This window comes from Streptosporangium longisporum, from assembly GCF_039534895.1.
In the GTDB taxonomy this organism is placed as follows: domain Bacteria; phylum Actinomycetota; class Actinomycetes; order Streptosporangiales; family Streptosporangiaceae; genus Streptosporangium; species Streptosporangium longisporum.
This window is the reverse complement of record NZ_BAAAWD010000007.1, coordinates 426,974-445,163: the sequence shown is the minus strand read 5'-3', so window position 1 is coordinate 445,163 and position 18,190 is coordinate 426,974. Positions and strand designations below refer to the sequence as shown.

Here is an 18,190-nt window from a genome sequence, read left to right as displayed (position 1 = left end):
CCCGGTCTTAGTCCTTTTTCCGGGCGGCGCGCGGGCGCCGGGCCCGGTGCTGACCGTCAGCGGCCATCGGATGGCCATCGGATGGCCATCGCCGGGACGGCCGCTCACACTGCTTCCATGGCCGACTCCCCCGCCCCCCGCTCCCCCGACCCGTCGGGCTCCCCGCCCCCTCCCGGCACGTCCGGCCCGGCCGACGCCCCGGGCCCGGCCAATGTTCGCGGCCCGGCCGATGCCCCGGGTCCGGCCGATGATCCCGGCCCGGCCGGCACGTCCGGCTCTGCCGGTGACCCGGGTCCGCCCCGGGCCCCGGGCCCGGCCGCGGACGACTCCTCCGAGTTCGGCGAGCTGAACCTCTCCGAGTGGTACGCGCACGCCGACACGATGGCGAAGGTCGGGTTCCTGACCATCGCCCGCAGGCTCCCGGCCCTGGTCTCGCAGGCCGTCGGGCTGGCGTGGCTGGCCAGCCGCCGCGACACCGCCGTCGCGATCTCGCTGAGCCTGCTGGCCGGTGTGTTCACCGCGTTCGGGCTGCTCGCCACCACCGAGGTGCTGTCGGCGCTGTTCGAGGCCGGTCCGACCCCCGAGCGGGTGCGGGCCGCGCTGCCCGGCCTGATCATGGTGGGGGTGGCCGCGGCCCTGCGCACCCTCATGCAGGCGGGTGCGGGCTGGGCCCAGTCACGGCTGGAACCCCAGGTCGGCCGGCTCGCCGAGGAGCGCCTGTACGGGCTGACCAGCAAGGTCGAGCTCGCGGCCTTCGACGACCCCGACTTCCACGACGCGCTCCAGCGGGCCCGGACGCGCGGGGTCTCCATGGCCGACGTGGTGGTGAGCACGACCGTCAACGTGCTGACCGCGGGGATCGGCATCGTCGCCGCCGCCGGCGTGCTGGGGGTGCTCCACCCCGTATTGCTGCCGCTGCTGGCGCTGGCGGTGCTGCCCGACGCCTGGGCGGCGATCCGCTCGGCGCGGATGCGCTACACGACCATGTACACGCTGATCCCGGTCGGCCGCCGTAAGTGGATCATCTCGGATCTGCTGGCGCAGCGGGACCCGGCCGCCGAGGTGCGCTCGTTCACCATGCGCGACTTCCTGATGCGGATGTACGACGTGGTCGCCACGGCCGAGCAGACCGTCATGCTCACCCTGGCGCGGCGGCAGACGGTCGCCAGGATCGTGGGCGAGGCGCTGGGCGGGATCGGCACCGCCCTGGTGTACGTGGCGCTGGGGGTGCTGCTGGCGATGGGCGCGGTCCCGCTGGCGGTGGCGGGCACCGCGGTGCTGGCGATCCGCTCGGGCCAGACGTACCTGGCCAACCTGATGTTCGCCACGAACCGCCTGTACGAGGAGGGCCTGTACTTCACCGACTTCCTGGACTTCTGCGCCGAGGCGGAGGGGAGGATGCCGTCCGGGCGACCGGCACCGGCGCCGGAGGCCTTCGCCCGGATCGTCGCCGAGGACGTCGTCTTCACCTATCCCGGCTCGGCCTCCCCGGCGCTGCGGGGGGTGAGCGTGCGCGTCGAGCGGGGCGAGGTGATCGCGCTGGTCGGGGAGAACGGGTCGGGCAAGACCACGCTGGCCAAGATCCTGTCCGGGCTGTACGAGCCGGACTCCGGCCGGGTCCTGTGGGACGACACCGACCTGTCCGCCGTCGATCCCGACGCGCTGAGGCGCCGTATCGCGGTCATCGCCCAGGACCACACCCGCTGGCCGCTGAGGGCCCGCCACAACATCACCATGGGCACCGACAAGGGGGAGGCCGCGCTCGTCGCGGCGGCCGAGGTCGCCGGCGCCGACCAGGTCGTGGCCGAGCTGCCGCACGGCTACGGCACCCTGCTCGACCGGCGCTTCAAGGACGGCCACGAGCTGTCCGGAGGCCAGTGGCAGAGGATCGCGGTGGCCCGCGGCTTCCACCGGGACGCCCCGCTGCTGATCTGCGACGAGCCCACCGCGGCGCTGGACGCCCGCGCCGAGCACGCCCTGTTCGAACGCATCCGGGAGCACGCCGACGGGCGCACCGTCCTGCTGATCACCCACCGGCTGGCGAGCGTCCGCTACGCCGACCGGATCTACGTGCTGGACCACGGCAGGGTCATCGAGCACGGCACCCACGACGAGCTCATCGGCCTCGACGGCCTCTACGCCGACCTGTACGGGCTCCAGGCCTCCGCCTACTCGGCCTGACCGACCAGTACGGCCTCGATGACGGCCCTGGCGACGGGGGCCGCCACCCGCCCGCCCTCCCCGCCGCCCTCGACCAGGACGCCCACCGCGACCCGGGGGGCGGCGGCCGGCGCGAACCCGGTGAAGAGCGCGTGGTCCTCGGCCAGGGGGACGTTCCCGGCCGAACCGGTCTCGGCGGCGACCTTCACCCCGGGGAGGGCCGCGGCGACGCCCGTCCCTCCCGGCTCGGTGACGGCGACCATCATCCCGGTGAGCCGTTCGGCCTCCTCGGCGCCGAACACCCTGCGGTAGGGCGACGGCTCGGCCCGCTCGATCACGGTGTCGTCGGCGAGGCGGACGTCCGCCACCAGGTGGGGGCGCATCAGCAGGCCGTCGTTGGCCACCGTCGCCGCGATCATCGCCATCATCAGCGGGGTGACCCGGACACCGGCCCCGCCCAGCGCCGACATCGCGGTCCGCGCGTCGTCCGTCGCCGGCGGGTAGACGCTCCTGACCACCGGCATGGGGATCCGCAGGTCGTCGGTGTCGAACCCGAACGCCTCGGCCCGCTCGCGCAGCGCGTCGGGGCCGAGCTCGATGCCGAGCTTGGCGAAGGGGGTGTCGCAGGAGGAGCGGAACGCCTGGAGCAGGGCCGCCTCCCCTCCGGCGCAGGCGGCGCCGCGCCGGTCGCGCAGGTAGGTGCCGGTGCCGGGGAGGCGGAGCGAGGCCGGGACGCTGACGGCGACGCCGGGGCCGTACCGGCCGGAGGCGAGCGCCGCGGCGCTGGTGACGATCTTGAAGGTGGACCCGGCCGGGTGGCTCCGCTGGACGGCCCGGTTGACCAGCGGGTCGGCGGGATCGCCCCGCAGCCTCTTGTCCGCCCGGTCGAGCCTGGCCGGGTTGAAGCTCGCGTACAGGTTCGGGTCGTAGGAGGGCAGGGAGACCATCGCCAGGATCGCGCCGGTGCGCGGGTCGATCGCGACGACGGCGCCGGGCAGGCCGGTGGCGCGCAGGCCGTCGTAGGCGGCCCGCTGGGCGCCGCGGTCGAGGGTGAGCCTGAGGGTGGCGCCGTCGCGGGTCCCGCCGATCAGCCCGCGCACCCGTACCCGGGGGTCGTTCCCGGACAGCAGGGCGTCCTCGGCCAGTTCCAGCCCGCCGGTGCCGTGCAGCGAGAAGTGCCCGGTGACCGGCGCATACAGCGGGCCGCCGGGGTAGACCCGCCGGTAGCGGTAGGTGACGCTCCTGGACCTGCGGCTGGCCGCGACGACCGTGCCGTCGCGGAGCAGGATCCTGCCCCGGGGGCTCTCGAAGCGGGCGATCAGCGTCCGGCGGTTGCGGGGGTCCTCGTTGAGCCGTTCGGAGTCCAGCGCCTGCAGGTAGGTCACGTTGGCCAGGAGGGCGAACAGCATGGCACCGCACATGAGGGCGACATGCCGCAGCGGAATGTTGATCCGGCGTGCCCGCGGTGCGATCATGACCCCTCCCGGACCCCGGCTCCGATACCGGTTTAACAGCCTGACCGAAAAGGGCGCCCCGAGCCGGGGCAAAGCCGCCGTACGGCTTGCGGCCCCGTCACGCGAACCACGCGGGAAAAAGACGCGGGAAACTACTTAGCAACGTGGAAAGTGATGCCCTACTGTGAAGGTACTGCCCGAACAGGAAGGCGATCCCATGACACAGCACGATCACATGAGCCCGGCGGAGGCGCTGGCCCGCGCCGAGGAACTGGAGACCGTCGTGCGGGACCGCTCCCGGTGGTACGTCCACTACCTGGTCGTCTTCGGGACCTCGATCTGCGCGCTGGTCCTCGTCCTCGGGTTCACCACGAGCGTGCCCCCGAAGATGGTCGCCACGGGCCTGTGGCTGGCACTCATAGCGGTCATCACGGTCCACGCCGTACGCCAGCCGGTGATCCGCCGCGGGTTCGGCGTCCGGCACACCGTGATGATCGGGACGACCTTCGCGCTGTACGGCGTCGTCCTGCTGGCCGGGTCGGCCTGGTTCCGGAACGAGCCCGCCTGGTGGGTGCCGGGGGCGGTCCTGACCTCGCTGCCCTCCCTGGTCGGCGCCTACCTGGAGGCGCGCCGGTGAGTCATCCGCGCCACCAGCTCGACGACGTCATCCACTCGCCGGTCCGGTTCGCGATCGTGGCCCTGCTCGCCGCCGCAGAGAAGGCCGAGTTCGGCTACGTCCGCGACATCGTCGAGGTGACCGACTCGGCCCTGTCCAGGCAGGTCGCCACGCTGGAGAACGCCGGTTACGTCCAGGTCACCAAGGGATACGTCGGCAAGCGCCCGCGGACCTGGCTCGCCCTCAGCAAGGAGGGCAAGGCCGCGTTCACCGCGCACTGCGCGGCGCTGCGGGCGATCGCCGACGGCGTGCCGGAGCGTGAGCCCGCCGGACGCGGTCAGCCGGCCACCGAGTGGTAGTACCGGATCTTGTTCCGGATCGCCACCTGCTGCTCGCGCAGGTTGTCGACCTGCTCCTCCACCCGCCGGTCGTGGGCCTCCAGCAGCGCGATCCGCTCGCGGAACGTGTGGTCGCCCGCCCTGGTCAGCTCCGCGAAACGGAGCATCTCCGCGATCGGCATGCCGGTGCCGCGCAGGCAGCGGAGCATGCCGAGCCAGCCGACGTCCTGCTGGGTGAACCTGCGCTGCCCGGCCGCGTTGCGGCCGATCGGTTCGAGCAGCCCGATCCGCTCGTAGTAGCGGAGCGTGTCAAGGCTGAAGCCGGTCTCCTCGACCACCTGTCCCGGTGTGTAAACGCTCACGTCCGCGGACCTCATCACATGACCACCTCACCGAGAGTCCCCCCGCCGCCCCGCCGCCGCAGGCGGATCGGCACGACCGACAAGGCCACGGACCGGCGCGGCGGCCCGGAGCCCCGTCCCGTCCGTCCGGGAAGGTCCGGGGGGACACGAACCTGCCCACGACCCTACCGACCCCCGCGGCAGTGACGAACGCCCGGACGCCCGGACACGGGGCCCTCCGCGGCCGCGCTTGACCTGGAGTGAACTCCAGCCTGCAGGGTGGGACCCATGACCCACATCCCCCTCGCCCTGGGCACCATCCCGTTCGGCACCGCCGTCGACGACGAGACCACGTTCGCCATCCTCGACCGGTTCGCCGAGGCCGGTGGCACCATGCTGGACACCGCGAACAACTACCCGTTCTGGATCGAGGGCGCCACCGGCGACGAGAGCGAGCTGGCCGTCGGCCGCTGGCTGGCCGCCCGCGGCAACCGTGACCGGATGGTGCTGAGCACCAAGTGCGGCGCCCGCCCGACCGTCCCGGGCGACCGTACCCTGGACTTCGCCGAGGGCCTGTCCGCCAAGGCGATCGCCGCCGCCGCCGAGGGCAGCCTGCGGCGGCTCGGCACCGACCACGTCGACGTGTACTGGGCACACGTCGAGGACCGCTCCGTCCCGCTGGAGGAGACGCTGGGCGCCTTCGGCGAGCTGGTACGGGCCGGCGCGGTGCGCGAGATCGGCGCGAGCAACGTCCCCGCCTGGCGCCTGGAGCGCGCCCGCACCCTCTCCCGGGCCATGGACCTGCCGCCCTACACCCACGTGCAGCTCCGCCACACCTACCTGCGGCCCCGGCCCGGGACGAGGCTCCCCGAGGGGGGACACGTCCTGGTCCAGGACGACATGCTCGACTACCTGCGCTCGGAGCCGGACCTGACGCTGTGGGCGTACAACACCCTCATGTTCGGCGCCTACACCCGCGAGGACCGGCCGATCCAGGACATCTACGACCACCCGGGCACCACCCGCGGGCTCGCCGTGCTGCGGGAGATCGCCGGTGAGCTGGGGGCGAGCGTCAACCAGGTGGTGCTGGCCTGGCTGATCGGCGGTGACGTCAGGACGGTCCCGATCGTCGGCGTGAGCTCCCTGGCGCAGCTGGAGGAGGCCCTGGGCGCCCTGGACCTCACCCTGGACGCCGGGCACCGCGACCGCCTGGAGTCCGTCCGCTGACGGTCCGCCCGCCGACGCCGTCCCCGCGTGTCACCCGGTGGGCAGGTGGACCGCCAGGTAGCGCCGGACCAGGTTCTTGCACTCGCCGATCAGGTCGGGGTCGCCGTCCGGGTGGGAGCGGAAGGCGAGCTTGAGCACCGCGTCGGCGGCCTCGACCGCGACGAAGAGGGCCCGGTCCAGGCCGGGGCCGATCGGGGCGCCCATCAGCTCGACGGTGATCCCGCGGAGCCGGTCGGCCACGATGGCGTTGTTCTCCATCGCGGCGTCGAGCATCCGGTCGGTGCCCTTGACCACCGAACCGGACGGACCGGCGAGCACCTTCCCGAAGTCGACGACCGCGAAGCCCGGGGTGGACCGCTTCATCGCGACGAACTCGTCGACGGCGAGGTCGACCATCTCCGTCCAGTCGGACAGGTGCGCCTGCGCGAGCCTGGCCGTGATCCGGCCGAGGAACGCCTCCAGGTTGCGCATCGCCAGCGCCCGGACCAGCCCCTGCTTGTCCGGGAAGAACTGGTAGAAGGTCCCGATCGGCACCTCGGCGCGGCGGGCGACCTCCTTGGTGGTCATCATCTCGTAGCCGACCTCGTCGAGCAGACGCGCGCACTCGTCCAGCATGCGTTCCACCCTCTCCAGGCTGCGGCGCTGGGCAGGACGGCGGCGAAGCGTTCCCCCGGAGACGTTCGTCATCCCCCCATCATCCCTCACGGAAGGGATCGTCCCCCACGAACGGGCGGGGGGTTACCATGATCCGGACTCAGGCGGGCTGGAGGCCGAGATGTTCCTGTGGGGTACGGCGACCGCGTCCTACCAGATCGAGGGCGCCGTCGCCGAGGACGGCCGGGGCCCTTCGATCTGGGACACCTTCTCCCACGAGCCCGGCCGGATCCGGGACGGTGACACCGGTGACGTGGCCTGCGACCACTACCACCGCTGGCGGGAGGACGTCGCGCTGATGTCCGGCCTCGGGGTGAACTCCTACCGGTTCTCCATCGCCTGGCCGCGCGTCCAGCCCGACGGCAGGGGCGCGGTCAACCAGGCGGGGCTGGACTTCTACGACCGGCTGACCGACGCGCTCGTCGAGCGGGACATCGTCCCCGCGGCCACGCTGTTCCACTGGGACCTGCCCCAGCGGCTGGAGGACGAGGGCGGGTGGCTGAACCGCGACACCGCCCACCGCTTCGCCGAGTACGCCGCGGCCGTGGCCGACCGGCTCGCCGACCGGATCCCCATCTGGATCACCCTGAACGAGCCCTTCGTCCACATGGTCTACGGGTACGCGCTGGGCACCCACGCCCCGGGCAGGACCCTGGTCCTGGACGCGCTGCCCGCCGCCCACCACCAGCTGCTCGGGCACGGCCTGGCCGTGCGGGAGCTGCGGGCGCGCGGCGCGGAGAAGGTGCTGATCACCAACAACTGCACCCCGGTCCGGCCCGCCTCCGGCGACCCGGCCGACCTGGCCGCCGCGGACGCCTACGACACGCTGCACAACCGCCTGTTCAACGACCCGGTGCTGCTGGGCGCCTACCCCGACCTGTCCGCGTACGGGACGGACATGGACGGGGTGCGCGACGGCGATCTGGAGCTCATCTCCGCCCCGCTCGACGGCATCGGTATCAACTACTACAACCCCACCCGGATCGCCGCCCCCGTCGACGAGGGGCTCCCCTTCCACGACGCGGGCGTCACCGGCCATCCCGTCACCGGCTTCGGCTGGCCCGTCGTCCCCGACGGCCTGCGCGAGCTTCTCGTCGGCCTCCGGGACCGGTACGGCGACGCCCTGCCGCCCGTGTACGTCACCGAGAACGGCTGCTCCCAGCCCGACGAGCCCGGCCCGGACGGGACGGTCGACGACCGGGCCAGGATCGAGTTCCTCGACGGCCACATCGAGGCCATGCAGCGGGCGCGGGCCGAGGGGGTGGACGTGCGCGGCTACTACGTCTGGTCCCTGCTGGACAACTTCGAGTGGGCCGAGGGCTACAGCCAGCGTTTCGGGCTCGTCCACGTCGACTTCCCCACCGGGGCGCGGACCCCGAAGGCCTCCTACCACTGGCTGCGCGAGCGCATCGCGCGGCCGTGACCCTTGGGGCCCCCCGCCGCCGGTGGGGCGGCCGGCTCAGTTGAACTCGTCGGGATCCGGGCCGATGCGGGTGCCCTTCTCCAGCCCGGCGATCCGCGTCATGTCCTCCTCGGTGAGGGAGAAGTCGGAGAGGTCGAAGTTCTCCCTGATCCTCGACGGGGTGACCGACTTGGGGATCACGACGTTCCCCAGGTCCAGGTGCCAGCGCAGCACGACCTGGGCGGGGGTCTTGCCGTACCGGCCGGCGATGTCGGTGATCACCGGGTCGTCCAGCACGTCCCCCTGCGCCAGCGGGCTCCACGCCTCGGTGACGATCCCGTGCCGGGCGTGGAACGCGCGCAGCCCGGCCTGCTGCAGGGCGGGGTGGAGCTCGATCTGGTTGACCGCGGGGACGAGGCCGGTCTCGTCGATGACGCGCGTCAGGTGGGCGGGCTGGAAGTTGGACACCCCGACGGCGCGGATCCGGCCGTCGGCGTGCAGCTTCTCCAGTGCCCTCCAGGTGTCCAGGTACCTGTCCCTGGCCGGGGTGGGCCAGTGGATGAGGTAGAGGTCGAGCCGGTCCAGGCCCAGCCGCTCCATGCTCGCGTCGAAGGCGGCCAGGGTGGAGTCGTAGCCCTGGTCGTCGTTCCACAGCTTGGTGGTGACGAACACCTCGTCGCGGGGCAGGCCGGCGGAGGCCAGCGCCTCGCCCACCTCCCGCTCGTTGCCGTACACCTTGGCGGTGTCGATGCTGCGGTACCCCGTCTCCAGGGCGGTGCCCACCGCCTTCGCGGTCTCGGCCGGGGGGATCTGGAACACGCCGAAACCGAGCCGGGGCATGGACACCCCGTTGTTCAAAGTGATCGTCATCTCTGGTTCTCTCCTCATCGGTCGCGAACGACCCGGGACCGCCGGTGCGGCCGCCGTGGACGGGCGTGCCGCCGGCCGGCGCCCGTCATCGGGCCACGTCACCACGGCGGACGCCGGAACAGGTCCATACCCGTCCTCGCGCCGGTACGCCTCGGCGGGCCGTAGTCCCAAAGGTGTACGGCCACCTCGACGTCACGCAGGAGGTCACGCGCGGGTCGGGGGCGGAGGATCGAAGGGACGGTGGGCGAGCTCCGGCCGATCCCCGTCCCGTCCCCGTCCCCGTATCCGCCTCCACCGACGAAGGACCACGTTGACCATCACCCTGATGCTCACCCTCGCCGCGCTGGCCCTCCTGGACAGCATGAGCTTCGGGACCCTGGGCGTCCCCGTGTACCTGCTGGTCTCCTCTGACCGGTCGCCGGTGGGCCGCATGGCGGTCTACCTGACCACGGTCGCGCTGTTCTACTTCGGGGTCGGCGTGGCCCTGATGCTCGGGCTGGCCGCCGCCCTCGACACCTTCGACGAGGCCCTGCGCAGCCGTCCCGCCTACTGGGTGCAGCTCGTCGTCGGCGTGGGGCTGTTCGCGCTCAGCTTCCGGTTCGACTCCAAGCGGCGGCGGGACCGCCCGGACCGCCGGGAGCCCCGCCTGGGCGGCCCGGGGGCGATGGTCCTGCTCGGGCTGACCGCCGCCCTGCTGGAGGTCGCGACGATGCTGCCCTACCTCGGCGCGATCGGCTTCATGACCTCCGCACAGCTGCCCGCCGCGCAGTGGGTGCCGCTGCTGGCGGGCTACGTGATCGTCATGATCCTGCCCGCGCTCGTGCTGTTCGCCCTCTGGTCGGTCGCCCGGCGGCGGCTGGAGCCCGCGCTGCGGCGGCTGCGCGACTGGATGCGCAGGCACTCGGCCTCCACGATCGGCTGGACCCTGGGCATCGTCGGGTTCTTCGTCGCCCGCGACGCCGCGGCCCACCTGTTCCTCCTCTGACCCGCGCGGACCCGCGCGGAAAACCGGTTGCGCATTGACGAGACGATTCGTATCGTCTATCGCCATGTGCCTCTACTACGCCGTCATGACGTACGGCCACGTGATCCGTCCCCGCGGTGCCCGGCCCCTGGCCCGCTAGGGACGCGTCACCCCTTCTCCGTTCCGCCACGCGTCCCCGATGCGCGCCCCGGGCCTTCCGAGACCTCTCACCTCGGACCCGAAAGGGCGAAAGCCGTGGCGCACTTCTCCGCGCACCGAAAACCGTTCATCATCCCAGGGAAAGGGGGAAGCCGACCGTGGCAGGACCAGGCGTGCCCTGTCACAGAACTTCCTCGTCGATCCGCACGCCGTACGCCTGATGGCCGTGACCGCGGGCTCGCACGAGCTGCTCCTGGAGCCGGGGGCCGGCCGGGGAGCCCTCACCTTCGCGCTGGCCGACACCTGCGCCAGGGTGGTGGCGTACGAGATCGACCCGGCGCACGCGGACAGGCTCGCCGCGCGTGCCCGCGGTCACGACCGGATCGAGGTGGTCAGGGCCGACTTCCTGACCGCGCGGGCCCCGCGCGAGCCGTTCGCGGTCGCCGGGAACATCCCGTACTCGATCACCTCGGCGATCGTCGGCTGGTGCCTGCGCGCCCCCGCGCTCACCTCGGCGACCCTGCTCACCCAGCGGGAGTACGCGCGCAAGCGCTCCGGCGACTTCGGCCGCTGGAGCAGGCTGACCGTGCTGACCTGGCCGGACCACTCCTGGGAGCTGGCCGGTCGCGTCGGCCGGGCGAGCTTCCGCCCGGTGCCCGCCGTCGACTCGGCGATCCTGCGGATCACGGCCCGGCCGGTCCCCGCTGCTGCCGTCCGGGCGGCACGACGCCTGGCGGGCGTTCGTCGAGGAGGGCTTCACCGGGCGGGGCGGCTCGCTGCACGCCTCACTGCGCGGGCGGTACCCGTCCCGCAGGGTCGACGCGGCCTTCGCGCGGGCGGGGGTGGACCGTGACACGGTGGTGGCGTTCGTCCACCCCGACCGGTGGCTGACGCTCTTCGAGCTGATCTGCTGAGCGTCCGGGCCACGAGGCTGCCGGGGCGGGGGTCGCCCCCGCCCCGGCAGCCTTTTCAAAACGATTTTATTGCGGCGGGAGGCGGGCGTCGCCCTCGTTGAGCTGGGACGTCGCCGGCGGCGTCGGCCGGCAGGGGCGGCGGCGGGCGGGTCCCGGCACGCGTCACTCTTGACTCACCGTCACCGGAGCGTTGACACTCGCTCAAAGCCGTCGCCGACCTTTCGTTATGTTAACGCTAACAACTCGCGGCCCCCGTCGACACCCCGCGACCTCCGCTCCCCGACACCCCGCGACCTCCCCTCCCCGCCGACCCGCGACCTTCGCTCCCCGCCGACCCGTGAACCGGACGGTTCCGTACCGCCCGGCCCGCGTCCACCGCACAAGAGGAGATCTTCGTGCCGTCCGCGTACCTCACCATCGATCCCGCCTTCAGGGTGGCCCCCGTCAGCCGGCGCACGTTCGGGACGTTCGTCGAGCACCTCGGCCGCTGCGTCTACACCGGCGTCTACGAGCCGGACCACCCCACCGCCGACGAGGACGGCTTCCGGCGCGACGTCCTGGAGCTCACCCGCGAGCTGGGCGTCACCACGGCCCGCTACCCCGGCGGGAACTTCGTGTCCGGCTACCGCTGGGAGGACGGCGTCGGCCCGCGCGAGCGCCGCCCCCGCCGGATCGACCCGGCCTGGCACAGCACCGAGACCAACGCGTTCGGCCTGGACGAGTTCGTCACCTGGGCCCGCAAGGCCGGTGTCGAGCCGATGATGGCCGTCAACCTCGGCACCCGGGGCGTCGCCGAGGCGATGGACCTGCTGGAGTACTGCAACCTCCCCTCCGGCACCCACCTGTCGGACCTGCGGGTCGCCAACGGCGCCAAGGAGCCGCACGACATCCGGATGTGGTGCCTGGGCAACGAGATGGACGGCCCCTGGCAGATCGGTCACAAGAACGCCCGCGAGTACGGGCGGCTGGCCGCCGCGACCGGCCGGGCGATGCGGATGATCGACCCGGACCTGGAGCTCGTCGCCTGCGGCAGCTCCGGCTCCTCCATGCCGACCTTCGGCGCCTGGGAGGCGGCCGTGCTGGAGGAGACCTACGACGTGGTCGACTTCATCTCCTGCCACGCCTACTACGAGGAGCACGACGGCGACCTGGCGAGCTTCCTGGCCTCGGCGACGGACATGGACCGCTTCGTCGACGCGGTGACGGCGACGGCCGACAGCGTGGGAGCCAGGCTCAAGAGCGCCAAGAGGATCGACATCTCCTTCGACGAGTGGAACGTCTGGTACCTGTCGCGCTTCCAGAACGCCGAGCCGCCCCGGGACTGGCCGGTCGCCCCGCCGCTGCTGGAGGACCACTACCACCTGGCCGACGCGGTGACCGTCGGCGGCCTGCTCATCTCGCTGCTGCGGCACAGCGACCGGGTGACCTCCGCGTGCCTGGCCCAGCTGGTCAACGTGATCGCGCCGATCATGACCGAGCCGGGCGGCAGGGCCTGGCGGCAGACCACCTTCCACCCCTTCGCCCTGACCTCCCGGTACGCGGCCGGCCACGTGCTGCGGGTCCCGTTCGACTCCCCCTCGCACGAGACCGCCCGGTTCGGCGAGGTGACCGCGCTCGACGCCGTCGCCACCCACGACGAGGAGACCGGCGACACCGCGCTGTTCGCCGTCAACCGCTCGACCGACCGGCCGCTCACCCTCACGGCCGACCTGCGCGCCCTCGGCCCGGTACGCCTCGCCGAGGCCACCGTGCTGGCCGGCCCCGACCCCTACGCCCGCAACACCGCCGGCGTCCCCGGCACGGTGGTCCCCCGCGCCAACCCCGACGCCCGCCTCGGCGACGGGAAGCTGGAGATCACCCTGCCGCCCGTCTCGTGGAACGCGGTCCGCCTCATCCGCCCGTAGCCCCGTCCCGCCTCACCCGCCCGTACCCGTCCCGGCACGCCGTCACTTCCCACCGGCCGCCGGCACACCCGCACAGAAGCAGGTCCGTCCCGGCGCGCCGTCACCTCCCCGGCCGCCGGCGCACGCAGAAGCAGCTCCGTCCGGCCGCGCCGTCGGGAAGGCGCGGCCCCGTCCCCCTGGAGACAGCAATGGACGACATTCCACCGACCCCCTCACCCATCAGCCGGAGAAACCTGCTGGGCGGCGCGCTCGCCCTCGGCCTCCTCGGCTCCGGCTGCTCCATCCCGGTGGACCTGGGCTCCTCCCGGACCCGGGTCAAGTACTGGCACTTCCTCGGCGCGAGCGACGGGGTGATCATGAACGGCATGGTCGGCGCGTTCGCCGGAGAGAACCCCGACCTGTTCGTCGAGGAGAACGTGCTGCAGTGGGGCGAGCCCTACTACACCAAGATCGCGATGGCGGGTTCGGGAGGCCGCTCCCCCGACGTCGCCACCTTCCACCTCGCCCGGCTGCCCGGCATCGGCCCCGGCCAGATCCTCGACCCGATCAACCTCGGCCTGCTCGCCGAGAACGGCCTGCGCCCCGAGGACTTCAGCCCGCCCATCTGGGAACGCGCCCACATCGACGGCGTGCTGTACGCGGTGCCGTTCGACGCCCACCCCATGGTCCAGTACTACAACACCGACATCTGCGGCAAGGCCGGGCTGCTCGGCGACGACGGGAAGCTGCTCCCCACCAGGGGCACCGACGAGCTGCTGACCGCACTGCGCAAGGCCAAGGACGCCCTCGGCGGCAAGCCCCCGCTGGTCTTCGACACGCTCGGCCTCGGCACCGTCGGCCCCTGGCGCGTCTGGTGGTCGCTGTACCCGCAGAGCGGCGGCACCCTGCTGTCGGAGGACGGCACACAGATCACGATCGACGACGCCAAGGCGCTGGAGGCGCTGACCTTCATGCGCACGCTGGGTGAGGAGGGCCTGTGCAACACCACCCTCGACTACCCCGCGTCGGTCGCCGCCTTCCAGAGCGGCATCGCGGCCTTTTTGTGGAACGGCGACTGGGAGACCACCACCTTCAAGCTGGCCGAGATGCCGTTCAGCATGGCGCGCTTCCCGTCGGTGTTCGGCGGTGACTCCGCGCAGGCCGACTGCCACGTCTTCGTGGTGCCCCACCAGCGCGACCGCGACCCCGAGGTCGAACGGGCGACCTACCGGTTCATCGCCTCCCTGGTGAAGAACAGCGCCGACTGGGCGGTCGCCGGTCACGTCCCGGCGTACCTGCCGGCGCTGGAGAGACCGGAGTACCTCGCGCTGAACCCGCAGTCGGAGTACCGCTCGGTCATCACCGAGGTGGCCCTCGACCCGCAGGTGTGGTTCGCCGGGTCGGCCTCCCGGCTGTGGATCGAGTTCGGCGGCGCGTTCTCCTCGGTGATCAGCGGGACGCGCACGCCCGAGCAGGGCCTGGCCGTGGCCAAGGACGCGTTGCGCCGCCTGATGACGACCCCGAACCCCTTCCCCGAGGAGCCCCGATGACGACCACCGTCACCGCTCCCGCCACCGCCGCGCCGGTCACGGCGGCCAGGGCGGGCCGCAGCTGGACCCAGCACGGTCTGCTGTTCGTCGCCCCGTTCCTGGTCGTCTACGTGGCCTTCCTGGTCTGGCCGCTGTTGCTGGGCCTGAGGATGAGCCTGACCAGCGTCAACATCGCCGGGTCCAACGACCGGTTCGTCGGCTTCGCCAACTACGCCCAGGCGTTCGGCGACCCCCGGATGTGGAACTCGCTGTGGAACACGGTGCGCTTCACCGTGCTGAGCACCATCCCGCTGGTCGTCCTGGGGCTGGCCCTGGCCCTGCTGGTGCACAACCTGCGCTTCATGCGGTGGCTGTGGCGGCTGTCGTTCTTCGCCCCGTTCCTGCTGCCCTCGGCGGTGGTGTCGCTGCTGTGGATGTACATGATCTACCAGCCGAGCTTCGGCCTGCTGAACAACGCCCTCGGCACCGACGTGCTGTGGCTCGGCGACCCGGGCGTGGCGATGTGGTCGATCGTGCTGACCACCGTGTGGTGGACGGTCGGCTTCAACTTCCTGCTCTACCTGGCCGCGCTGCAGAGCATCCCCGAGCACCTGTACGAGGCCGCCTCCATCGACGGCGCCTCGGCCTGGGACAAGCTGCGCTCGATCACGCTGCCGATGCTCCGCCGCACCACCGGCCTCATCGTGGTGCTGCAGCTGCTGGCCTCGCTCAAGGTCTTCGACCAGATCTACCTGATGACCGGCGGCGGCCCCGACGACTCCACCCGCCCGATCATCGAGTACGCCTACGACACGGGCTTCACCGGCTACCGCATCGGCTACGCCTCGGCCGTGTCCTACATCCTCTTCGTCCTGATCGTCGTCATCTCCCTGGTGCAGCTCCGGCTGTTCCGCAAGCGCGAGGAGTCCCCCCGATGACCAGACGCCTCAGCCCGGGACAGCTCGTCCTGCTGGTGATCACCGGGGCGCTGGCCCTGCTCTGGCTCGTCCCCATCGCCTGGGCGGTCGCCACCTCGCTCAAACCCGAGGCCGACACCACCGCGGTCCCGCTGAGCTGGTTCGGCGAGGAGGTGACCCTGGACGCCTACGCCCTGGTCCTGGGCACCGGCGGCATCGTGAAGTGGGCGATCAACTCCACCGTCATCGCGGTCGCCGTGACGTTCCTGACCGTGCTGTTCTCGGCGATGGCCGCGTACGGCTTCGCGCGGATCCCGTTCCGGGGGCAGCGGGTGCTGCTCGCGGCGATCCTCGCGGGGATCATGGTGCCCCCGCAGGTGCTGATCGCCCCGCTGTTCTCCGAGATGGTGGCGCTCGGCCTGGTCGACACCTGGTGGGGCGTCATCCTGCCTCAGGTCGCGGCACCGGTCATCGTCTACATCCTCTACAAGTTCTTCCAGGGGGTGCCGCCGGAGCTGGAGCAGGCCGCGTTCGTGGACGGGGCGGGGCGCTGGCGGGTGTTCTTCACGATCGTGCTCCCGCTCTCCCGCCCGGTGCTCGCCGCGGTGTCGATCTTCACGTTCATCACCACCTGGAACAACTTCCTGTGGCCGTTCCTGGTCTCCACCGACCCGAACACGATGACCCTGCCGGTGGGGCTGGCCAACGTGGTGCAGGGCACCTTCGGCGTCCGGTACGCGCAGATCATGGCCTCGGTGGTCCTGGCCGGCCTGCCACTGCTCGTGATCTTCGTTCTCTTCCAGCGTCAGATCGTCCGCGGTGTCGCCCACACCGGCCTGGCCGGTGAGTGACGGGCTCGTGACGACCGCCCGTCCCGCGCGAGGTCTCCCGCGGGACGGGTGACCGTCACTCACCGGCGCGGGGTCCAGCGAAGGGCGGGTCCCGCGCCGGTGGCCGTCCGCGCTCGCGTAGGGTTCCCTTCGAGATGAGCGAGATCGGGACGACGGGCGGGACGACGGGTGGGACCGGCACCGCGCGGCTGCTGGAGGCGGCGAGGGCGGGTGACCCCGACGCCTTCGGGCGCCTGGTCGACCCGTTCCGCGCCGAGCTGCAGGCGCACTGCTACCGGATGCTCGGGGCGGTGCACGACGCCGAGGACGCGCTCCAGGAGACGCTGGTACGCGCCTGGCGGAGCCTGGGGCGGTTCGAGGACCGCGGCTCGATCCGGCCGTGGCTGTACCGGATCGCGACCAACCGCTGCCTCACGCTGATCGAGCAGCGGAGCCGCCGCGAGCTGCCCGCCGACCTCGGCCCCGGCTCCGCGCCGCTCGCCGAGATCGCGTGGATCGAGCCCTACCCCGACGCGCGGCTGGGCCCGGAGGCCCGCTACCTGGAGCGCGAGGCGGTGGAGCTGGCCTTCGTCGCCGCGCTCCAGCACCTGCCGGGCCGCCAGCGGGCCGTGCTGGTCCTGCGGGAGGTCCTCGGGTTCTCCGCGCGCGAGGTGGCGGACCTGCTGGGCAGCACGGTCGCGTCGGTCAACAGCGCGATGCAGCGCGCCCGCGCGTTCCTGGACTCCCGGCTCCCCGCCACCGGTCAGCAGGAGACCCTGCGGTCGCTGGGCGAGGAGAGGGTCCGGCGGCTGGCCGAGGACTACGCCGGCGCGTGGGAGGCCGGTGACGTCGACGCCATCGTGGCCATGCTGGCCGACGACGCCAGGTACGCGATGCCGCCGCTGGCCGAATGGTACGCGGGACACGAGGCCATCAGGGCCTTCCTGCTGGAGGGGCCGCTGGCCAGGCGGTGGCGCTTCCTGCCGGCGTACGCCAACGGGCAGATCGCGTTCGGCACCTACATGTGGGACGAGGACAGGGCCGTCCACGTCGCCGGCGGGCTCGACGTGCTCACCCTGCGCGGCACGAAGGTCGCCGAGGTCGTCGCGTTCCTCGACCCGGGCGTCTTCCCGCTGTTCGGCCTTCCCGCCGAGGTCGCCGGCCCGCCCGGCGGCCCCCGGGACGCCCGTCCGTAGGGGCGTCTCAGCCGAGGGCGGGGGCGGCCCGGATGATCCGGGTCACCTCGGCGGGCGCGCTGTAGTTGAGGGTGTGCCCGGCCCCGGGCACCTCCGTCAGCTCTCCCCGGGGGAGCAGATCGGCGACCCGCCGCGACCACTCCCGTGGCGCGATGAGGTCCCGTTCCCCGCGCACCACCATGGCGGGGACGTGCACGTGGCCCAGCTTGTCCTCGATCGGGTCGGCCAGGGCGGCGTGCAGCGTGGCGAAGTAGCGGCGCGGGCCGCAGACGAGGTAGTCGCGTCCCAGCACCGGCACCAGGCCGGGCCGTTCGAACGTCGTGTTCCCCGCCAGCCGCGCCGCCTGCCGCCACGCGGAACGCGCGCCGGCGTCCATGGTGGGGCCGATGAGCATCACCGGTCCCAGCAGCTCGGGGGCGTGCACCGCCATGTCGACGACGACCTGGCAGCCGACCGAGTTGGCCACCAGCGGCGTGCCGCCGCGCCCGGTGGCGCGCAGCCATCCGGCCAGCGCCCGCGACAGGCCGCGGATGTCCAGCGGCTCACGCGGGCCGGGCGTACGGCCGAATCCGGGCAGGTCGACGGCGACCGCCCGCGACTCCGGTGCCAGGCACCGGGCCAGGGGCAGGAAGTAGCGGTGCGAGCAGCCCAGACCGTGCACGAGCACCATCTCCGGCGCGGAGACGGGCCCCAGCACGGCGGCGTGCACCGGGACGCCCGCCACGGCCGTGACCTC

Annotated in this window: 16 protein-coding genes and 1 pseudogene; 12 read left to right on the top strand and 5 right to left on the bottom strand. The window is 72.5% G+C overall.

Annotated elements, in window-relative coordinates:
• The first annotated feature begins 117 nt into the window (after window positions 1-117).
• On the top strand, window positions 118-2,181 hold the full coding sequence (locus ABD832_RS14910) for an ATP-binding cassette domain-containing protein (RefSeq protein ID WP_344894562.1): 2,064 nt from the start codon (window positions 118-120) through the stop codon (window positions 2,179-2,181).
• Here ABD832_RS14910 and ABD832_RS14905 read toward each other — a convergent pair.
• On the bottom strand, window positions 2,169-3,635 hold the full coding sequence (locus ABD832_RS14905; protein ID WP_344894559.1) for a penicillin-binding transpeptidase domain-containing protein: 1,467 nt from the start codon (window positions 3,633-3,635) through the stop codon (window positions 2,169-2,171). The genes ABD832_RS14910 and ABD832_RS14905 overlap by 13 nt on opposite strands.
• 196 nt (window positions 3,636-3,831) lie before the next feature.
• Here ABD832_RS14905 and ABD832_RS14900 point away from each other — a divergent pair, with 196 nt between their 5' ends.
• Both ABD832_RS14900 and ABD832_RS14895 read left to right on the top strand, forming a co-directional pair.
• Window positions 3,832-4,251, top strand: coding sequence for a hypothetical protein (locus ABD832_RS14900; protein ID WP_344894556.1), 420 nt, complete (start codon window positions 3,832-3,834; stop codon window positions 4,249-4,251).
• Window positions 4,248-4,589: a transcriptional regulator gene (locus tag ABD832_RS14895; RefSeq protein WP_344894553.1), complete on the top strand. Its 342-nt coding sequence runs from the start codon at window positions 4,248-4,250 to the stop codon at window positions 4,587-4,589. Before ABD832_RS14900 ends, ABD832_RS14895 begins: the two co-directional genes overlap by 4 nt.
• Here the strand turns inward: ABD832_RS14895 and ABD832_RS14890 are convergent.
• Complete coding sequence (locus ABD832_RS14890; RefSeq protein ID WP_344894550.1) at window positions 4,568-4,930, bottom strand: MerR family transcriptional regulator; 363 nt, start codon at window positions 4,928-4,930, stop codon at window positions 4,568-4,570. The two genes, ABD832_RS14895 and ABD832_RS14890, sit on opposite strands and share 22 nt — an antisense overlap.
• 267 nt (window positions 4,931-5,197) lie before the next feature.
• Here ABD832_RS14890 and ABD832_RS14885 point away from each other — a divergent pair, with 267 nt between their 5' ends.
• The gene (locus ABD832_RS14885) at window positions 5,198-6,136 is read left to right on the top strand and encodes an aldo/keto reductase (RefSeq protein WP_344894547.1); all 939 of its coding nucleotides are present in this window, start codon (window positions 5,198-5,200) and stop codon (window positions 6,134-6,136) included.
• Window positions 6,137-6,166: 30 nt separating this feature from the next.
• Here the strand turns inward: ABD832_RS14885 and ABD832_RS14880 are convergent, their stop codons facing one another.
• Entirely contained in the window at window positions 6,167-6,823 is a 657-nt protein-coding gene (locus ABD832_RS14880) for a TetR/AcrR family transcriptional regulator (RefSeq protein WP_344894544.1), read from the bottom strand.
• Between the two features lie 88 nt (window positions 6,824-6,911).
• Here ABD832_RS14880 and ABD832_RS14875 point away from each other — a divergent pair, with 88 nt between their 5' ends.
• Window positions 6,912-8,213, top strand: coding sequence for a GH1 family beta-glucosidase (locus tag ABD832_RS14875; RefSeq protein WP_344894541.1), 1,302 nt, complete (start codon window positions 6,912-6,914; stop codon window positions 8,211-8,213).
• A gap of 36 nt (window positions 8,214-8,249) precedes the next feature.
• Here the strand turns inward: ABD832_RS14875 and ABD832_RS14870 are convergent, their stop codons facing one another.
• Window positions 8,250-9,062, bottom strand: coding sequence for an aldo/keto reductase (locus tag ABD832_RS14870; protein ID WP_344894539.1), 813 nt, complete (start codon window positions 9,060-9,062; stop codon window positions 8,250-8,252).
• A gap of 310 nt (window positions 9,063-9,372) precedes the next feature.
• Between ABD832_RS14870 and ABD832_RS14865 the strand changes: the two genes are divergently transcribed.
• The 7 genes and pseudogenes from ABD832_RS14865 (at window position 9,373) to ABD832_RS14835 (ending at window position 17,454) form a co-directional block, all read left to right on the top strand.
• On the top strand, window positions 9,373-10,047 hold the full coding sequence (locus tag ABD832_RS14865; protein ID WP_344894536.1) for a GAP family protein: 675 nt from the start codon (window positions 9,373-9,375) through the stop codon (window positions 10,045-10,047).
• Window positions 10,048-10,363: 316 nt separating this feature from the next.
• Window positions 10,364-11,099: pseudogene (erm, locus tag ABD832_RS14860) on the top strand (ErmE/ErmH/ErmO/ErmR family 23S rRNA (adenine(2058)-N(6))-methyltransferase).
• A 395-nt stretch (window positions 11,100-11,494) separates the two neighbouring features.
• Window positions 11,495-13,003 carry an arabinosylfuranosidase ArfA gene (gene arfA / locus ABD832_RS14855; RefSeq protein ID WP_344894531.1) on the top strand — a complete coding sequence of 503 codons (1,509 nt, stop codon included), beginning with the start codon at window positions 11,495-11,497 and terminating at the stop codon, window positions 13,001-13,003.
• 188 nt (window positions 13,004-13,191) lie between these two features.
• Window positions 13,192-14,532, top strand: a complete 1,341-nt coding sequence (locus tag ABD832_RS14850) for an extracellular solute-binding protein (protein WP_344894528.1) — start codon at window positions 13,192-13,194, stop codon at window positions 14,530-14,532.
• A complete protein-coding gene (locus tag ABD832_RS14845; RefSeq protein WP_344894525.1) occupies window positions 14,529-15,449 on the top strand; it encodes a carbohydrate ABC transporter permease in 921 nt (306 codons plus the stop codon). Before ABD832_RS14850 ends, ABD832_RS14845 begins: the two co-directional genes overlap by 4 nt.
• Window positions 15,446-16,279: a carbohydrate ABC transporter permease gene (locus ABD832_RS14840; RefSeq protein WP_344894522.1), complete on the top strand. Its 834-nt coding sequence runs from the start codon at window positions 15,446-15,448 to the stop codon at window positions 16,277-16,279. Before ABD832_RS14845 ends, ABD832_RS14840 begins: the two co-directional genes overlap by 4 nt.
• Before the next feature lie 134 nt (window positions 16,280-16,413).
• Window positions 16,414-17,454, top strand: a complete 1,041-nt coding sequence (locus ABD832_RS14835) for a sigma-70 family RNA polymerase sigma factor (protein WP_344894519.1) — start codon at window positions 16,414-16,416, stop codon at window positions 17,452-17,454.
• Between the two features lie 7 nt (window positions 17,455-17,461).
• Here the strand turns inward: ABD832_RS14835 and ABD832_RS14830 are convergent, their stop codons facing one another.
• On the bottom strand, window positions 17,462-18,178 hold the full coding sequence (locus ABD832_RS14830) for an alpha/beta fold hydrolase (protein WP_344894517.1): 717 nt from the start codon (window positions 18,176-18,178) through the stop codon (window positions 17,462-17,464).
• Window positions 18,179-18,190 lie beyond the last annotated feature (12 nt).